Origin of the sequence: Paenibacillus sp. Cedars (genome assembly GCF_003184205.1) — a bacterium.
GTDB lineage: Bacteria > Bacillota > Bacilli > Paenibacillales > Paenibacillaceae > Paenibacillus_AQ > Paenibacillus_AQ glucanolyticus.
On record NZ_CP020865.1, the window covers coordinates 41,354 to 56,646 of the forward strand.

A 15,293-nucleotide genomic window follows, 5' to 3' on the forward strand; every position below is an offset into this window, starting at 1 on the left:
GTCATGAGGTGAACCACAGTGGAAAATGTTCGCGAACTATTTCAAATCATGACACGCCGTTTTGGGTTTCTCAATAAAAATTGCTGCTCCGCCGGTGGCTGCGATATATCTTTAGTGCAAAGCCATATTCTTTACGAGATCGATCGTCAGCATAAACCGTCCATTCAGCAGGTAGCCGATGCGTTAGGGACTGATATTACGACCTTTAGCCGACAAATCCAATCGTTAATTAAAATGAATTTGGTCAAAAAATCGCCCGATCCGGACGACCGTAGGGTGTATGTGCTTTCGCTCACGACAGAAGGTAAGTACGTGGCCACAATGATTGACCAGCAATGTAACGCTTATTTAGCTGAAATTTTCTCTCATATGAACGATTTTGAAAAAGAAACGGTCATTCGCTCCATTAAGCTTTTGAATGAAGCGATGTCAAAATCCAGCCTATGCTGTTCCACCCCCATCGGGTGATTTCTTTTCTTTTATACTTGTAAATTGCAAATAAATCGGAGGGTAATGGGTATGAATGAGGCATTGGATACGATTGTCATTGGAGGGGGGCAGGCGGGTCTTGCATCCGGCTATCATCTTCAGAAGAAAGGACTTCGATTTCTGATTTTGGACGCGAGTGACGAGGCGGGCGGTTCGTGGCCGCGTTATTACGATAGTCTCAAGCTGTTCTCTCCGGCACGCTTTTCGTCGATGCCGGGCATGACGTTCCCCGGCGATCCGAATGGTTACCCCAAGCGTGATGAAGTCATTCGTTATTTACAGGATTACCGGGCAAAGTTTCAATTGCCGGTTCGGACCAATCAGCGAGTAGTATCGGTCGAAAAGAATGGAGAAGGGTTTACGGTCCGTACGATGGCAGGGGATACGTTTTGGGCGCGCACCATCATTAATGCGACCGGATCGTTTCACAATCCCTATACGCCAGTTTTGCCCGGGCAGGAGGTGTTTCAAGGCCGCACGCTTCATTCCTCTGAATACCGAATCCGGAGCCATACATCCATCAACGCGTGGTAGTGGTCGGGCGCGGCAATTCTGCCGTACAGATCGGCGTTGAGCTGGCCGAGGTGAGCAAGGCGTCTTTAGCGGTACTCCGGCCGGTTCAGTTCATGAAACAAAAGGTATGGGGCCAAGATGTGCATTTTTGGGTGAAACTGATTGGGTTTGACACCTTTCCATTTTGGCGGTTCGGGAAAACCGCGCCGAGTTCAAGTGCGGTGAACGATTCGGGCGGGTACAAAGAAAAAGTAGCGGCAGGGAAACCGGATCAACAACCGATGTTTACATCCTTCTATGAGGATGGCGTCATTTGGCCGAACGGGACAAAAGAGCCAGTGGATACGGTGATCTTTGCGACAGGCTACCAGCCGCATCTTCCCTACCTTCAAGCGATTGGCGCGCTGGATGCAGAAGGAAGGCCGTTACATCAAGCAGGCATAAGCGACGTTCCGGGGCTTTATTATGTGGGGCTGGAAGGACAGCGTTCCTTTGCTTCTGCTACCTTAAGGGGGGTGGGGCCGGACGCGCAGTTTGTTGTGAAAAAGCTTTTGCATCATCTTAAACACTGAATGCTTACATTTTTTGATAAAAGGATGGATCCGACTTGAACCTCAATTGGTTTGCTGCGGAAATGCTCATGAAACAACGCCAAAGGGAAATCGAACGATCTGCTAGAGAAGCCTGGAAATGGTCAGACGCTATGCAAAAGCAATCGGTCCGATTCTTTAAGCGACGGCCAATCATTCGTGCAACACCAACTGCTTGTTGCGCTGCGAGCTGCTGTTGATTGTATAAAAAACTAAGGAGTGATCTTTCATGAATCAAGTGAGTAATGATCAAATTCGTCAAAACGTTCGGAATCGGTATAAAGAAATCGCCTTGCAGGACGTAGGGGCAGGGTCCTGTTGTACGCCAGCGCCAGCTAATGCTTGCTGCGAGTCGCCCGTGGACGTTTCCGCTAAAATGGGCTACTCGTCAGAAGAACTGACAGCCGTTCCGGATGGGGCGAACCTGGGCCTCGGCTGCGGCAATCCGCAAGCCATTGCCGCTTTGCAACCGGGAGAAGTTGTGCTGGACCTGGGCAGCGGCGGCGGGTTTGATTGCTTTCTAGCCTCCCGTCAGGTGGGCGCTTCCGGCCGCGTCATTGGTGTAGATATGACACCGGAAATGGTCAGCCGCGCCCGCGAAAATGCCAGTAAAAGCGGATTTACCAATACGGAATTTCGGTTGGGCGAGATCGAGCATCTGCCGGTTCAGGACCAATCGGTTGACGTGATTATTTCAAACTGTGTCATTAATCTGTCCCCTTCGAAGCAGCAGGTATTTGATGAGGCGTTCCGTGTGCTGCGTGACGGCGGCAGACTGGCCATATCGGATGTCGTGGCAACAGCCGATTTTCCGGAAGAAATCAAGCAGGATATCGACCGTATCTATTCAGGGTGCATTTCAGGAGCTTCCTCCATCGGCGAACTGGAGGCCATGCTTGCGCAAAGCGGTTTTACTGATATTGAAATCGAACCTAAAGACGAATCCCGTACGTTCATCAAGGATTGGATTCCCGGCGCAAATGTCGAACAATACCTGGTATCCGCCGCGATACGTGCCATCAAGCCTTGAGCCATGACGGGCCGAGCTGTTGGAAGCTCGTGTTGAGCTGAACATGTTACGGCATTAAATAATAAGGCGCTGCCGGTTAGCTGGCAGCGCCTTCGCCTCTGCGCGTATAGCCGCGCCTTGCGGTTTTGTACCCTATTTTATTTCGCGTCCTGCTTAAAAGAAAGAATGCGAAGTGTTGGTTGTCCATCAATATGCTTGGTTCCGTACAGCGGCGGTGTTTTGCCTTCCTCCAGAATCGTGCGCGGACACCACGTTTTAAATTCGGTTTCTTCTCGCCTGGATATGCCAAGGTGTACGATGGCGTTATCAAAACCGCCGTATATAAGTAATTCTGCCCCTAATTTATGAAATTTAATCATGGCTGTGTCGGATGTGAGGATGCGGGGAATGGCGAGAAAATAAATCCATTTTCCTTTCAGGCTGTTAAAGTTCGGTTTGCCTGCGCGGGACCGCATATGTTCCCGGTCAATCGTGCCGTTTTTGATGTTGTCCCAGCCTTCCGGCCCCCGGTATAATTTCAAATCTTGAGACCGTATTTTGCCCGTGACCATTTTTTCTAGCCCCAGCAGATGACAGAAGTTGTCCTTTTCAAAGTGCAGCTTAACAGGGTCATGGTTCTCCAGTTCATATGTAAACGTGTAAGGGAGAAGATACTGCTCATATAACTGTTGAAGCACTTGAAGGCTAATATCCGCAATCAAGGGTTTCGTCGTTCGGGCAACTAATTGTTCGAGTGTTAGCGTCATAGAATCATGTCTCCTTGCACAAAAAAAGCTCTGATGTGTCCACATCAGAGCCGCCTTGTTAAGCTGATGGGTAGCAAAAACAGTCGGTAAACACGGAGATTATGGTCCCCCCGGCGGGGAACACCACGCTACCCGGTGGTGCGGATCGTTGGCGATCCCTATATATAAGTGTTTCCTAATTGCTGAAAATCCATATCATTCGGCAACACAAACGGTCGGTAAACACGGAAATTATGGTCCCCCCGGCAGGGAACACCACGTTGCCCATGGTGCGAGCTTACGCTCCGATTTATTTATCTTGCCTGTATATTATACAACGGAAACCCGGATTGTGCAACGGACAGTTGGGATGGAGCGAAATCGTACCGATCTATTGGAGTAGCGAGGGAGTGAAGTCAGTAGGGGATTGTTCTTAGCAACCGGGGGGCGAAGCCATGTCCGAAATCGAACAGGGCAGCTTCCCTTAGTGTTTCAACATTTCACGCAAAACCCGGAAGGCTCGTTCCTGATCCTGCACGTTCTGCTCTTTGAGGAGCATCACGGATTGCCATATCCATTCATCCTGTTTTAGATGCTCAAACGGATCGCGTTCACTGAACAAGGCATATACGTTTATATGTAGCGCATCGGCTATTTTTTCCAAAGTTTGAAGCTGTATGTTTTGTTCGCCGCGTTCGACGCGGCCGATATAGGTTCCTTGCGATTCTAACACTTCCGCCAATTGCTCTTGGGTCCAACCCCTCAATGTGCGGTAGTGCCGTATCTGCTCTCCTATCGTTTTGGCTAGATGACTCACGTTGGTCGTTCACCTCTTTCTACTAAGAAGTGTAGACCAACGACATGATGCACTTGGAGAGTGTCGAAAGTTCAAATAATTAAAATGTAATTGAACTCTTAGGTTCTTTTAGTGTATACTTTCCACATCTTGGGATTTCGAACGCAGCCTCATTTCCTCATTGGGTCCGGAACATTTCTCGTGCGATATTCAGTACCTTTTTACGATCCAATGGGTCACGGCTCATTAAGAGAGCCAACATTTCGACAATCGTTTCATCTTCCGGTCCATCGAGCTGTAGCATCCGGAACAAGTCGGTTCGACAAGCTTGCGCGATTCGATCTAGGGTTTGAATGGTTACGTTGCGCTGTCCGCGTTCCAGGGAACTGATATAGGTATAGCTGGTTCCGATCAACTCGGCCAATTCCTCCTGTGTCAAGTCCTGGCTTAATCGGGTGTGCCGGACGGCATTGCCCACCCGTTGCAATGTTGTATACGCCACGGTTGTTACACTCCTTCCTATCCATTTGAGTGTAAGCAACTTGAGCGTAACTATGCAGATTACTAAAAGATAATTTTTTTGTTGTAAACTTATCTTATGAGATAAAATGTACTATAAAAGTTTCGTTTTTTCTTAGGATATGTAACTTAAAAGATAATCGGGGGGGAGATCATGTGGAATATCCTGGTTCCAAACTTGATGAAACCGGCAGACATGCTCTTGCTGGTGTTGACGATCCTGCTATTTTTCGCGATTTGGCAGGAGGGGGAAGCAAAGGCGACGCGGCAAAAAGATGGGAAGTGAAGGCGTCCGATGACGAAGACCGCTCACACTCGAATGTTTGGTACTTCTACCGGACTTTGCCCCGGCCGCGATCGGTTTGGATAGAGGTAGAAGAGGAACCAATCGCTTGGTACTGGAAGCTGTGGGGTTATGGCGGTATGGCTATCGCTTATTCCGGCTTTGTTGGTTATATCGTGCTTACCTTATGGGCCATGATCTACTACGCTTATCAATTCGTTTCATTTGCACTTTAGGAGGGACAGGCAATGTTTTCCGAACTATTATTCAACATGTCTCCTGCCGGAAGAGCTGCCATTTTTGTCTTCGGTGTCATCTGTTTTAGCTTGTTGGTTGTCCTGGACCGGCAGGCAGTCAAACGTCGGAAGCAAGAGGGGCGAGATTCTTCTAAATCAGACTAATCCGGATGGTCCGGACACGGCCGTTCAATGCTTCGACGAATAGATCGTGCGCCAACGGATCGCAGCTCGCTCCGGAAGGCCGGTGACTTGAAGTAGACGCATAGGGTTGCTAACGGCCACCGGCATACCGTTATGGGAGGCTTTGCGTCCAATGCCGCACCAAGGGGGCGGTTTTGTCATTTCCGGCTGTTCTACCCTTTTTTGAGCTTCGGCCTTGCGCTGTGGCTCTTTTTTTTGTTCCGCAGCTTTATGCGGTTCACGTTTGGTATGAACCGGATCGTTCGGCTTTTTTTGCGGAATGGATCTTCTGCAGCCGGAAAGAGCTGCGTGGATCTCAGCGGAAAGCCGAACGTTTTCTTGTGGCCATTGGATCCAAAATCATCAAAATCCGAATGAAGGAAACCGGTTCCCCCGGTTCAACCGGCCCTAAATCCCAAGCGACCCGGAAAGACGCCGGGTTCCATTGGGATTTTTAACGGGCCTCGCAGGGAAGCAAAAGCGTTTCTCTGGGTAACGCTCGATCCATCATGGGCGCTCTCGCTTACGCTGCCGCGCCCATCATGGCTCTACGGGGCAGGGCGGCACCATGATTCCATTTCGCTGACGCTCCATTTCATCATCGTGCCTAAAGCGATTCGGGCAGGTCGGGGAAGCCAAAAGCTTTGCAAGCGGGTTCCAGGAAGCAAAAACGGCCTGGCAGCGCAGGGGTACTTTCGCGCGCGGGCCTTGCTCCTTCCGTTTTTCAAGGCCCACATCCTGTACACCGCAGCCGATCTGTCGCATGGGAGCATACCCGAACCGTGGCTGGCAAGGGTAGCCAAATTTTTTTGAGTAGAGCGCTCAAAAAAATTTGACTATCCCTGACGGGCAGACCCTTGCCAGCCAGAACCGGATATGCTCTAAAATCTGCGACGGCTGCGGTATACAGGATGTACCTGTTCCTTGAAAACTCCATACGCAAGACCAGGAAGCACGAAGGAAGCCCCTACGCTCCAAACCTTGAAAGAAGACGCTCCGCGCTGGCTCGACCGGCAAGCGGGACCAGGATGGGGGTTTCAGGGCCAAAAAGTCAAGTCAAAGAAGGAAAAAACGGGATGGACTAGCAAAGGATGCGGGTAGCATCCGCCGCGATTTTAGCCGGATATTGGCGGCGTGAAAGGAGGTGAGAGCATGCGGGGAGTAAACGAGCTGCGCGAAAAAATCGAAGCGGTGCGCGCGGAATTGAACACGCTTGCGAAGCAGGTAGGCGCGATGGCGAAAGAAGTGCTTTTGAAGTCGCAAGAATTGGACGAGCTGCTAAACGAATACAACCGAGCTTTGAAAAAGGGAGAGTGAGCAGGTATGAGGATTCATGTTTTCCGAGGGTTATTTCCGCTTGGGCAGGTGTACACCACGCCGGGCGCGCTAGAAGTTGTCAGCGAGGATGAACGCATATCCGCGCTGACCCGGCATATTGGCGGCGATTGGGGCGACGTCTGTGATGACGACCGGGCCGCTAATGACGAGGCGCTGCAAATGGGGGAACGGCTGCTGTCGGTTTATCACACGGCGGCAGGCGTCAAATTCTGGATTATAACGGAACGCGACCGCAGCGCGACCACGTTTTTATTACCTTCCGAATATTAAAAGGCCCGTTTGCTTTAGGGAGCAATCGGACCGGGGCGAAGAAATTTTGCGAACCCCTTCGCCCCTCTATTTTACCACATGTAAAGGAGAGGGCAAATCATGAGCCAAAAAATTTATGAAATGGTGACGGAACGTATTGTCAAGCTGCTCGAAAGCGGTGTCGTGCCGTGGCGTAGGCCATGGAGAAGCGGCGCGGCGGTGAACTGGCTGACTCAAAAGCCGTATCGGGGCATTAACGCGCTGCTGCTTGACGCTGGGGAGTATGCCACATTCAAGCGGATCACCGAGGCGGGCGGCACCGTCAAGAAGGGCGTAAAAGGCGAGATCGTGGTTTTCTGGAAGTGGCTGGAGAAGAAGGACGAGGAAACCGGCGAGACGGAGAAAATACCGCTTTTGCGCTATTACAAGGTGTTCAATATTGCAACCCAATGCGAAGGACTGGAAAGCAAACGGAACAGCGAACCGGCGTATGAGCATGACCCTATTGAGGAAGCCGAACGGCTTGTAACCGGCTATGCGGACCGGCCGCCTATTCATTTCGCGCCGGGCCGGGCGTTCTACCGGCCGGGGGATGACATGATCAGCGTTCCGCCGATGGCGGATTACAAGCAGCCCGAGGAATATTACTGCACGCTGTTTCATGAACTGGTGCATTCGACCGGCCATACCAAGCGGCTGAACCGGTCCGGCATTACGGAGCTGGCCGCATTCGGTGACGAGAATTACAGCAAAGAAGAATTGATAGCCGAGATCGGCGCGGCCATGATGTGCGGCGTCTGCGGCATCGACAATACGACCATTGAAAACAGCGCGTCCTATATTAACGGCTGGCTGCGGGCGCTCAAAGACGATCAACGCATGATTGTACTGGCCGCAGGTAAGGCGCAGCGCGCCGCGGACTACATGCAGGGCATCAGCTTTACGGACGGCGAGGAATAGCAGCCAAGGCAACCGGCAATCGGGGGCCTTGGCCCCCATATCCAAATAGGAAGGGAATGGGTAGCGATGCAAACGGTGACGTATCCGGATTACGTGTTTTTTTGCAAGGCGTTTCAGGAATGGAATTTGTTCGATTTCGAGGAAAACGACATCAAGCAGGAGCCGGGGGAAACGCCGTCCTATACGTACGACGCTACGTTTCGGGACGAGAGCAATTATAAAACGAATGTGGTCATTTCCTTTGACGGCGCGGCCATTACATGGGCGATTGCGGACGGTTGGGAAGATGCGCACGAAGAGATTAGTACGCTCTATGATTCCATGATGCAATTAAAAGCCAGCGGCCGGCAGCTCGTTTTGTAAAGCACGTCCGGGGGGCTAACAGCCCCCCCGGACCCCCCATACGAAAGGAAGGAAAACCGATGCACTATGAAAGCTCTACCGAGACGGCAAAAAAAATCCGGGTGGCGCTGCGGCGCGCCTTTCCGGGGCAACCCTTTTCCGTGCGCTCGTCGGCCGATAGCGTTTCAGTGAGTTGGGAGGACGGGCCGTTTGTGCCGGACGTGGAAGACGTGCTGCATGCCTTTCAGAGCTACGAGACACGGCGCAGCAGCGGCGAGGATCGCCGCGAGGCGGTCGGCTATGGTTGGGAGGGGCGGCGCATTGTCGGGGCGCAGTATTTGCGCACAAGCCGCCGCTTGAGCGCTGCGAGGCGCGCCCGCGTAGCCGAGCGTTTGGCCGAACAGGGCGTATCGATGCAGGATGCCACCAAGCCCCTTTTATTGGCCGCTGAACGGGAGATCATCCAACAGCAGACGCATTCCGTCCTTGAACAAATGGAGGCTTGGGAAGCCGCCTGGAGCGAGTACATGCACCGGCTGCGGCGGCTTGAGGACTTGGAGGCCCAAGGGCGCTACGGCTATCAGCTCCGCATGCCGCGCGCTGCCCTTGGCCGGGCCATCCAGCGGCTGCGGGCGCTCGACCCGGATTTTTGCCGCCGCCTGCATATTTAGACGCCCACATGATCGCCGCTATTGGCGCGGCCGGGGGGCTTTCCGCCCCCCGGACCCCCCGGCCTGCTCCCAAACCCCGGCGACCGCGCATTCTGCGCCGTCGCCGCTTACCTCAACGGATCAGCCGAAGTCCGGTTTAAGTAGTGTAAACATTGTAAACGTTGTAAACATACTATGTTTGCAGGGTTTAAATGTTTGCAAGCCGGAAAAGATAGAATCAAAAGTGTTTACCTTGTAATCTATGTAAACATACTGAAAAATGAGGATTCAAACGTTTACAGAATATCAGGAATTGAACAAGAGGGGTTTCGGGTTTTTGGGAGAAAAGAGGGAGTGCGGCCGAGGTGGTTCGTATTCTTTCCTTTCATTCGTTAAAATTATGTTGTAAACAGTGTAAACAGTGTAAACATAGTAAACATTATGTGGTATAATAAAGAAAAGTAAACAAGGGAGCGTGAAGCGCATGTCCATGAATGAACCAACAAAAGGGCCAACCGTCACGAAATCGATCCGGGTACGTCCTGAAATCAAACAAAAGGTTGAGGAATTGTTTGCGGAAAGCGGTTTGCCCACAGAAGGCGAGTTTTTGGAATACATGGCGCAGCTCGTCGAGATGCAGCAGCTCAAAGAAGGCGTTGCTGCGGGCTATCGCAAGCTGCTCGAAGAACGTGAATACCACAAGCGCCGCGACGAAGAAATTTTTATGATGATGATTCAGTCAGAGGCGGCAGCGCGATTGGAGCTTACACAGGGGCATGAGGCGGTATTGGCCGAGCGAAATGCGGCATTTTTGGCGCAGGAGCAAACCATTGCCGATATGACGATTGAAATGAAGCAGCTCAAGGATGAAGGCGGGCGCTTGAGTAAAGAAAACAGCGACCAAGCGAAGCAGATTGCGCAATACGAGGATAACACCAAAAAGTCTAATTTGCTCCTGGAGCAGTACGAGGAGAAGAACAAGGCTTTGAGCGCGCAGCTCACCGATTTTCAAGAGACGATGGACGAAAATAAGGAACTGCACCGGCAAGTGGACGAGCTGTCGAGGCAAGCGGAGAAACAAACCGACCAAATCGCATCGCTCGAACGGGAACAACAGCGGATCGAACAGCAGCATGCGGAGCGGATCGCGCAACTGGAGGCGCGTCATGCGGAAGAACTGGAACGTCTCAAAGAAAAGCTCGATGTACAGCGGGAGCGCGAGTTGGTTCAGGCGCGGAGTGAGTACCAAGAGAAGTTAGAGAAAGTTAACGCGGAAGCGACGGCGAAGCAGCAGGAGTCAACGGCGCTAATCACGAAATTATATGAGCAGATTAATGAGCTTCGGGAGCAATTACAAACGCAAGGGCGTTCCGCTGCATCGAAAGGTCGGGGCGGGGATAAGCAGCAACAATAAAGGAGGCCGGATCGGCGCGAGCTGAAGGCGAGAAATCGCTTGAAATGCCGAACGATTATTCCGTTTTGGAAGATCCACTGTTCGGCATTTGAGAGTTTAGTAGAGTGGTCGGAACGGACATGCTATAATTGACTCTATGGACTTTGAATAGTGGTGGATGTTTTCGGACCACGGCGCAGCTTCCCGAAAGGGGGTGACGCCGATGGTCGCACTTGTGGCGTTTTATGATGTGCTGCGTTGGATCGTAACGATACTAAGCCTTGTGTTTGGTATCCGGAAGCTCTATCGCTGGGCGCGTCGTAAGTTTCGTAACAAGCGAAAAACCACCGCTAAGTAGGTTGGAGAGCCTAAACGGTGGTTTTCGCTTGAACTAGCTATTTAGTTTCACGCGCGCCGTGGTGATCCACAGCCTTTCGGGTCCTAAGAGTCTTTACCGTTCGCAGCGGTGAAGGCTCTTCTTAGTATACGGATCAACATGTTACCCGTATACCTCGTACTTGGCTGGCCGCCTACGGTGAGATTCGTTCTAATGTCTTTATACCCGTTATTTTATCACGTCATACCATGTCATGCAACGTATAAAGGCTTTTGTGGGGCCTTTCGCCGTAGCCGCGTATGAAGCAGGCAGAGAGCCGTCCAGGGCGCGTCGGCGGCGTTAGCGAACCCTTGACGAGCGGTTCCGACCGCCGACGCTAACCGATGCCATGCAACCCCTTGCATGGCCCGCCCCCTTTAGGGCGGGGGGAGGGTGTGCAGAGGGCGTAAGCCCTTTGCGTTCCCCCGTTCCGGGGGCGGAGGGGGAGCTTTTCTGCATGACTAGGCTATGCTATGATTGAATCATTACACTGATACGTAAAACTGAACAGTAAAATTGTTGTATAAAACTATTCCGTGAAAGAAGGGTGATGGTATGGCAGTTGTTTACGCAGTTTCCGCCAATAAGGGCGGCGTTGGGAAGACCAGTTTTGTAAGCAATATTGCGACGGCTATTGTTCAAAAGCAGCCAAAGGCCCGCGTGCTTATTATTGATACGGACCCCCAGGGCAATGCTTCCATGGCTTTTGGGAAAGTTCCCGCCCAATATGAGCGCACGATTTACGATGTTCTAGTAGAAGGTCTATCGATGAATGACGTAAAGGTGCCTTTGATGGATCGACTTGATATTGTACCGGCGAATAAGGAAATGGCGACTCTTGTATTTGATGTGTTGGCCGATGTGGAGACGTACCGGCGACCACTTTACTTGTTGAAAGCCCCATTGGATGCGGTACGGGATCAATACGATTATATTTTTATCGATACACCGCCGGACATGGGATTGATTGCCGGGAATGTATTCGCCGCCGCGGATCGCGTCATTATACCGTTTGAGCCGGAAACGTTCGCTGTCGCCGGTATTATCCAAGTCATTGAAGTGGTTGAAGACTTTCAACAAAAGCATCGCCCTGAACTGGTCATTGATGGAATCGTAGCGATGAAGGTTGATTCTCGGACCACGCTGCATTCCGAAATGCTGCCAAAAGCTCGGAAATATTGCATTGAACATGGTTTACATATGTACGAAACCGTCATATCTAAATCGATTCGGTTTGCGAATGCTACTGCCTACGAAGGACAGCCCGCCGTTCTGGCCGACCCTGGCAACCATCTCGTAAAATCCTATTATGATATTTTGGAGGAGGTGTTGGCGCATGGCAAAGCCCAAGCGCAGATCGTTAGCTGATTTCGATGTATTTTCAACGAAAAAAACTGAACAGTTAACAGGAACAGATTCACAGAGCAATGAAACTGAACAGTTACATGGAGCAGATCAACAGAACAATAATGCTGAACAGTTACATGGAGCAAATCAACAGAACAATGATGCTAAACAGTTACATGGAGCAAATCAACAGAACAATGATGCTGAACAGTTACATGGAGCAGATCAACAGAACAATAATACTGAACAGTTACATGGAGCAGATCAACAGAACAATAATGCTGAACAGTTACATGGAGCAGATCAACAGAACAATAATGCTGAACAGTTACATGGAGCGGATCAACGAAACAATAATGCCGAACAGTTACATGGAGCAGATCAACAGAACAATAATGCTGAACAGTTACATGGAGCAGATCAACGAAACAATAATGCTGAACAGTTATATGTAGCAGATCAACAGAACAATAATGATGAACAGTTACATGGAGTAGATAAACGGAATAATAATACTGAACAGTTAAATGAAGCAGATCAACGGAACAATAATACTGAACAGTTACATGGAGCAGATCAACAGAACAATAATGCTGAACAGTTGCATGGAACAGATCAACAGAACAATAATGCTGAACAGTTGCATGGAACAGATCAACAGAACAATAATACTGAACAGTTACATGGAGCAGATCAACGGAACAATAATGCTGAACAGTTACATGGAGCAAATCAACGGAACAATAAAACTGAACAGTTTAGTGTAACAAGAGGGGCGGAACCGCAGAATTTTTTGAGCGTATACGCCGAAGAAAGAAAACCGCCGCGTGTTGAGGACACCCATACACGTGACACGTATTTAATTCGCAATGACTTGCTCGAACGCTTCAACAAGCTAGCAGCAGGGCAGAAAAAGGGCTTTAAGATGCGCTTTATCAATTACGTACTTGAGAAAGAGCTGAACAACATTGAGAACTCCGGAGGGCGGTGACACCATGGAGATGGACGCCCTGCGCGAAGTCGATATGCAGCTCAATGAAATGGCCCATGAGTTTATCGGAAAGACTCAACGCCATGCCGACCCCTTGAAAGCTGCGAGTATTCATCAAGAAATGATCGAACAACTAAGCGCGGCACTTGTACAGCGCGTATCCGTCAAAGCCTTATTTATGTATGCGAATCAATGGGGGGAAACGTTAAAGTCACAGCAGTTGGAAGGCGGAAACGACCGGTTACTGTTAAAGGCGAAAAATGATATTCTCGAACGGGCGCTCCGCGTCAAATCGGTAGATTATTTGCGCGAAGTTGTCCCGTTTAATACGAATATTGCCCAACACGCCCTATTCTCGGCCAATCCGAACGGAGGGAACGGACAAGCCCCGACAACTGTTCATGGTGTCCGAAATGTGTATATCAAGCAAACAACTGGGGAAGTGCTAACGACATATGAGGCTCGCGTGATGGGGGCCATTCAATCTCTTTGGTTTAAGAAAAACGTAAACGGACAACCCACAATTGAGTTAAAATATGCAGATATCTTGGCCGAATTGGGCTTGACGGATGGTGCAGCCAATTACAAGCGCGTTCAAGAAGCGCTTACGCGCTTGTGGAACATCGAAGTGACGCTTACCCAGTATCAGCGCTCCAAGAACGCCGAATACGAGGAGATCGCCTTGACGCGCTTGATTGACCAAATTGTATTCCGGCGTAAGGTGGGAACACCAAGCCATTATCAGTACAAGTTTGAAATCAAGCTTCCGGAATGGTTGGTCGAGGCGAACAGAGAAGGGAACCTGTTTGATGTATCGCTCATTCTCATGAACGATCTGAAGTCCTATCTGGCGCAGGGGTTATATTGGCTCGTATCCTCCTACCCGGATGAACCGGCTGTGACGCTAGAGCTGTCAACGTTAGCCGGACATTTTCACTTTCTGGATGATGATCGCGAACCGATTATGCCGGTTTATAAAATCGTGGAGCGCATCAAACAGGCTTGCGAGGAATTGCAAACTGTAGGCTTCATCGACCACTTTGAATTTTCCGGAAAGAAACAAGGGCTGTTGGGACGCTTTTTGACCGTGACGAAAAATCCGGTGTTCTTAAACGCTCCGGTCCGTTCGGTCCGGGAACTGAACGAGCCGGTTCAATTGGATCTCTTTAATGCATAACGAAATCGAACGATCGATCCATAGACAGCAATTAAATGTTCGGACTTGAAGGTTGAATGCCTCCTGCAGCTCGCCCCGATCTGACTTGGCCGGGGCGAGCTACGACAAAAAAAGCGAATAATACCGAAACAAAAAGCCACGCTTCCTTATCAGGAATGCGCGGCTTTTTGTTTCGGTCATGTATTTGCCTTTTTGGAAGGATACGGCTTTTTCTGATCTGTGCGGCCGAGAAGGTAGTCCGTACTGGTCTGGTACAAGTCGGCCAATTTGATTATTGAAGCGGATGGTAAATCCAGTTCTCCCGTTTCGTATCGAGAATACGTGGTCTGATTGACCTTAAGAACCTTGGCTACATATTGCTGTGTCCAGTCGTTATCTTCTCGCAGCTCTTTAATTCTTGCGTACATTTCCATCACCCAAGCTCATAGTAAGCTATGCGAAAACCGCATATTGACATTTATGCGGTTTTCGCATAAAGTTTCCGTACAGAGCGAAGGGAAGGGACGGGAAACATGATGAAAACCTTGTTGCGGAAGCTGTATAACGGAGAGCTATGCCCGATTGAGCAGATCGTATCGAAAGAGACGGCATACCGGCCCGTCAACCGGCAGATTACGGAAGCGATGGGCGTTTGGCGGAAGCGATTGGACGAATCGGAGTATAAGGAGTTGGAGGATTTGCTGAACCTTCGCGCTCAAGCCGGAGAAATGGACCTGGCTGCATCGTTTGAGTACGGCTTTCAGCTCGGCGTTTCCCTTATGGTGGAAGCGTTAGCTGGTCGGAAAGATATGTTGAAGGAGGGAAAATGAGAGGCGCGGAAGCCTGGGCGAGAAAATTTTTTTGGGGCAGGAGCGGCAAAACATCCGTTTAACTACGGAAAATCAGCAAATCATCCGTTTTACTACGGAAAAAAAATCAAAACATCCGTTTTACTACGGAAAATGAGCAAAAAAAAATAAAAAATCGTGATTTTGATGAAAACACTTTGTCGAATACGGGCGAAAAAGGCCGAAACATCCGTTTTACTACGGAAATTGAATTAAAATCATCCGTTTTACTACGGAAATGAGATTCAAATCATCCGTTTTACTACGGAAAAATGAAAA

19 protein-coding genes and 1 pseudogene are annotated in these 15,293 nt (G+C 50.1%); 16 read left to right on the forward strand and 4 right to left on the reverse strand.

Translation table 11 applies throughout. The features are described 5' to 3' along the window. The first annotated feature begins 18 nt into the window (after positions 1 to 18). From B9D94_RS01340 to B9D94_RS01350, 3 genes and pseudogenes are all read left to right on the forward strand, one after another. Positions 19 to 468, forward strand: a complete 450-nt coding sequence (locus B9D94_RS01340) for a MarR family winged helix-turn-helix transcriptional regulator (RefSeq protein ID WP_148246282.1) — start codon at positions 19 to 21, stop codon at positions 466 to 468. A 51-nt stretch (positions 469 to 519) separates the two neighbouring features. Continuing rightward, a pseudogene (locus tag B9D94_RS01345) lies at positions 520 to 1,574 on the forward strand (flavin-containing monooxygenase). Between the two features lie 247 nt (positions 1,575 to 1,821). Further along, positions 1,822 to 2,622: an arsenite methyltransferase gene (locus tag B9D94_RS01350; RefSeq protein ID WP_148246284.1), complete on the forward strand. Its 801-nt coding sequence runs from the start codon at positions 1,822 to 1,824 to the stop codon at positions 2,620 to 2,622. A 137-nt stretch (positions 2,623 to 2,759) separates the two neighbouring features. Here B9D94_RS01350 and B9D94_RS01355 read toward each other — a convergent pair whose 3' ends face one another. From B9D94_RS01355 to B9D94_RS01365, 3 genes are all read right to left on the reverse strand, one after another. After that, the gene (locus tag B9D94_RS01355; protein WP_148246286.1) at positions 2,760 to 3,368 is read right to left on the reverse strand and encodes a PBECR4 domain-containing protein; all 609 of its coding nucleotides are present in this window, start codon (positions 3,366 to 3,368) and stop codon (positions 2,760 to 2,762) included. 463 nt (positions 3,369 to 3,831) lie between these two features. Further along, a complete protein-coding gene (locus tag B9D94_RS01360; protein WP_021624032.1) occupies positions 3,832 to 4,164 on the reverse strand; it encodes a helix-turn-helix domain-containing protein in 333 nt (110 codons plus the stop codon). A 157-nt stretch (positions 4,165 to 4,321) separates the two neighbouring features. Then, positions 4,322 to 4,645, reverse strand: coding sequence for a helix-turn-helix domain-containing protein (locus B9D94_RS01365; RefSeq protein ID WP_172963886.1), 324 nt, complete (start codon positions 4,643 to 4,645; stop codon positions 4,322 to 4,324). Between the two features lie 173 nt (positions 4,646 to 4,818). Here B9D94_RS01365 and B9D94_RS01370 point away from each other — a divergent pair, with 173 nt between their 5' ends. From B9D94_RS01370 to B9D94_RS01420, 12 genes are all read left to right on the forward strand, one after another. Beyond that, positions 4,819 to 5,181 carry a hypothetical protein gene (locus B9D94_RS01370; protein ID WP_148246289.1) on the forward strand — a complete coding sequence of 121 codons (363 nt, stop codon included), beginning with the start codon at positions 4,819 to 4,821 and terminating at the stop codon, positions 5,179 to 5,181. Between the two features lie 12 nt (positions 5,182 to 5,193). Beyond that, positions 5,194 to 5,346: a hypothetical protein gene (locus B9D94_RS30835; protein ID WP_172963887.1), complete on the forward strand. Its 153-nt coding sequence runs from the start codon at positions 5,194 to 5,196 to the stop codon at positions 5,344 to 5,346. 173 nt (positions 5,347 to 5,519) lie between these two features. Beyond that, positions 5,520 to 5,822 carry a hypothetical protein gene (locus B9D94_RS01375; protein ID WP_148246291.1) on the forward strand — a complete coding sequence of 101 codons (303 nt, stop codon included), beginning with the start codon at positions 5,520 to 5,522 and terminating at the stop codon, positions 5,820 to 5,822. Positions 5,823 to 6,516: 694 nt separating this feature from the next. Then, positions 6,517 to 6,681 carry an aspartyl-phosphate phosphatase Spo0E family protein gene (locus tag B9D94_RS01380; protein ID WP_094050823.1) on the forward strand — a complete coding sequence of 55 codons (165 nt, stop codon included), beginning with the start codon at positions 6,517 to 6,519 and terminating at the stop codon, positions 6,679 to 6,681. 6 nt (positions 6,682 to 6,687) lie between these two features. Then, positions 6,688 to 6,972 (forward strand): hypothetical protein, encoded by a 285-nt coding sequence (locus B9D94_RS01385; protein WP_148246293.1) that lies wholly within the window; start codon positions 6,688 to 6,690, stop codon positions 6,970 to 6,972. A gap of 99 nt (positions 6,973 to 7,071) precedes the next feature. After that, positions 7,072 to 7,911 carry an ArdC family protein gene (locus B9D94_RS01390; RefSeq protein WP_148246295.1) on the forward strand — a complete coding sequence of 280 codons (840 nt, stop codon included), beginning with the start codon at positions 7,072 to 7,074 and terminating at the stop codon, positions 7,909 to 7,911. A 66-nt stretch (positions 7,912 to 7,977) separates the two neighbouring features. Further along, positions 7,978 to 8,274: a hypothetical protein gene (locus B9D94_RS01395; RefSeq protein ID WP_148246297.1), complete on the forward strand. Its 297-nt coding sequence runs from the start codon at positions 7,978 to 7,980 to the stop codon at positions 8,272 to 8,274. Positions 8,275 to 8,333: 59 nt separating this feature from the next. Further along, positions 8,334 to 8,924, forward strand: coding sequence for an LPD29 domain-containing protein (locus B9D94_RS01400; protein ID WP_148246299.1), 591 nt, complete (start codon positions 8,334 to 8,336; stop codon positions 8,922 to 8,924). Positions 8,925 to 9,387: 463 nt separating this feature from the next. Continuing rightward, the gene (locus B9D94_RS01405) at positions 9,388 to 10,317 is read left to right on the forward strand and encodes a coiled-coil domain-containing protein (RefSeq protein ID WP_148246302.1); all 930 of its coding nucleotides are present in this window, start codon (positions 9,388 to 9,390) and stop codon (positions 10,315 to 10,317) included. Between the two features lie 910 nt (positions 10,318 to 11,227). Further along, entirely contained in the window at positions 11,228 to 12,040 is an 813-nt protein-coding gene (locus B9D94_RS01410) for a ParA family protein (RefSeq protein WP_148246304.1), read from the forward strand. After that, positions 12,009 to 13,010: a hypothetical protein gene (locus B9D94_RS01415; protein ID WP_148246306.1), complete on the forward strand. Its 1,002-nt coding sequence runs from the start codon at positions 12,009 to 12,011 to the stop codon at positions 13,008 to 13,010. Before B9D94_RS01410 ends, B9D94_RS01415 begins: the two co-directional genes overlap by 32 nt. Continuing rightward, the gene (locus tag B9D94_RS01420; RefSeq protein ID WP_253805981.1) at positions 12,988 to 14,187 is read left to right on the forward strand and encodes a replication initiator protein A; all 1,200 of its coding nucleotides are present in this window, start codon (positions 12,988 to 12,990) and stop codon (positions 14,185 to 14,187) included. Before B9D94_RS01415 ends, B9D94_RS01420 begins: the two co-directional genes overlap by 23 nt. A gap of 176 nt (positions 14,188 to 14,363) precedes the next feature. Here B9D94_RS01420 and B9D94_RS01425 read toward each other — a convergent pair whose 3' ends face one another. Beyond that, a complete protein-coding gene (locus B9D94_RS01425) occupies positions 14,364 to 14,594 on the reverse strand; it encodes a helix-turn-helix domain-containing protein (protein ID WP_087572341.1) in 231 nt (76 codons plus the stop codon). Between the two features lie 105 nt (positions 14,595 to 14,699). On the opposite strand from B9D94_RS01425, the gene B9D94_RS01430 reads away from it, so the two are divergent. After that, positions 14,700 to 14,996, forward strand: coding sequence for a DUF6809 family protein (locus B9D94_RS01430; RefSeq protein WP_148246308.1), 297 nt, complete (start codon positions 14,700 to 14,702; stop codon positions 14,994 to 14,996). Positions 14,997 to 15,293: the final 297 nt, after the last annotated feature.

What these genes read in the sequence shown, in the direction of transcription:
- B9D94_RS01350 (WP_148246284.1), top strand. Translation starts at nt 1,822, where the DNA reads ATGAATCAAGTGAGTAATGATCAAATTCGTCAAAACGTTCGGAATCGG.
- B9D94_RS01355 (WP_148246286.1), bottom strand. Translation starts at nt 3,368, where the DNA reads ATGACGCTAACACTCGAACAATTAGTTGCCCGAACGACGAAACCCTTG.
- B9D94_RS30835 (WP_172963887.1), top strand. Translation starts at nt 5,194, where the DNA reads ATGTTTTCCGAACTATTATTCAACATGTCTCCTGCCGGAAGAGCTGCC.
- B9D94_RS01380 (WP_094050823.1), top strand. Translation starts at nt 6,517, where the DNA reads ATGCGGGGAGTAAACGAGCTGCGCGAAAAAATCGAAGCGGTGCGCGCG.
- B9D94_RS01385 (WP_148246293.1), top strand. Translation starts at nt 6,688, where the DNA reads ATGAGGATTCATGTTTTCCGAGGGTTATTTCCGCTTGGGCAGGTGTAC.
- B9D94_RS01390 (WP_148246295.1), top strand. Translation starts at nt 7,072, where the DNA reads ATGAGCCAAAAAATTTATGAAATGGTGACGGAACGTATTGTCAAGCTG.
- B9D94_RS01395 (WP_148246297.1), top strand. Translation starts at nt 7,978, where the DNA reads ATGCAAACGGTGACGTATCCGGATTACGTGTTTTTTTGCAAGGCGTTT.
- B9D94_RS01400 (WP_148246299.1), top strand. Translation starts at nt 8,334, where the DNA reads ATGCACTATGAAAGCTCTACCGAGACGGCAAAAAAAATCCGGGTGGCG.
- B9D94_RS01405 (WP_148246302.1), top strand. Translation starts at nt 9,388, where the DNA reads ATGTCCATGAATGAACCAACAAAAGGGCCAACCGTCACGAAATCGATC.
- B9D94_RS01410 (WP_148246304.1), top strand. Translation starts at nt 11,228, where the DNA reads ATGGCAGTTGTTTACGCAGTTTCCGCCAATAAGGGCGGCGTTGGGAAG.
- B9D94_RS01415 (WP_148246306.1), top strand. Translation starts at nt 12,009, where the DNA reads ATGGCAAAGCCCAAGCGCAGATCGTTAGCTGATTTCGATGTATTTTCA.
- B9D94_RS01425 (WP_087572341.1), bottom strand. Translation starts at nt 14,594, where the DNA reads ATGTACGCAAGAATTAAAGAGCTGCGAGAAGATAACGACTGGACACAG.
- B9D94_RS01430 (WP_148246308.1), top strand. Translation starts at nt 14,700, where the DNA reads ATGATGAAAACCTTGTTGCGGAAGCTGTATAACGGAGAGCTATGCCCG.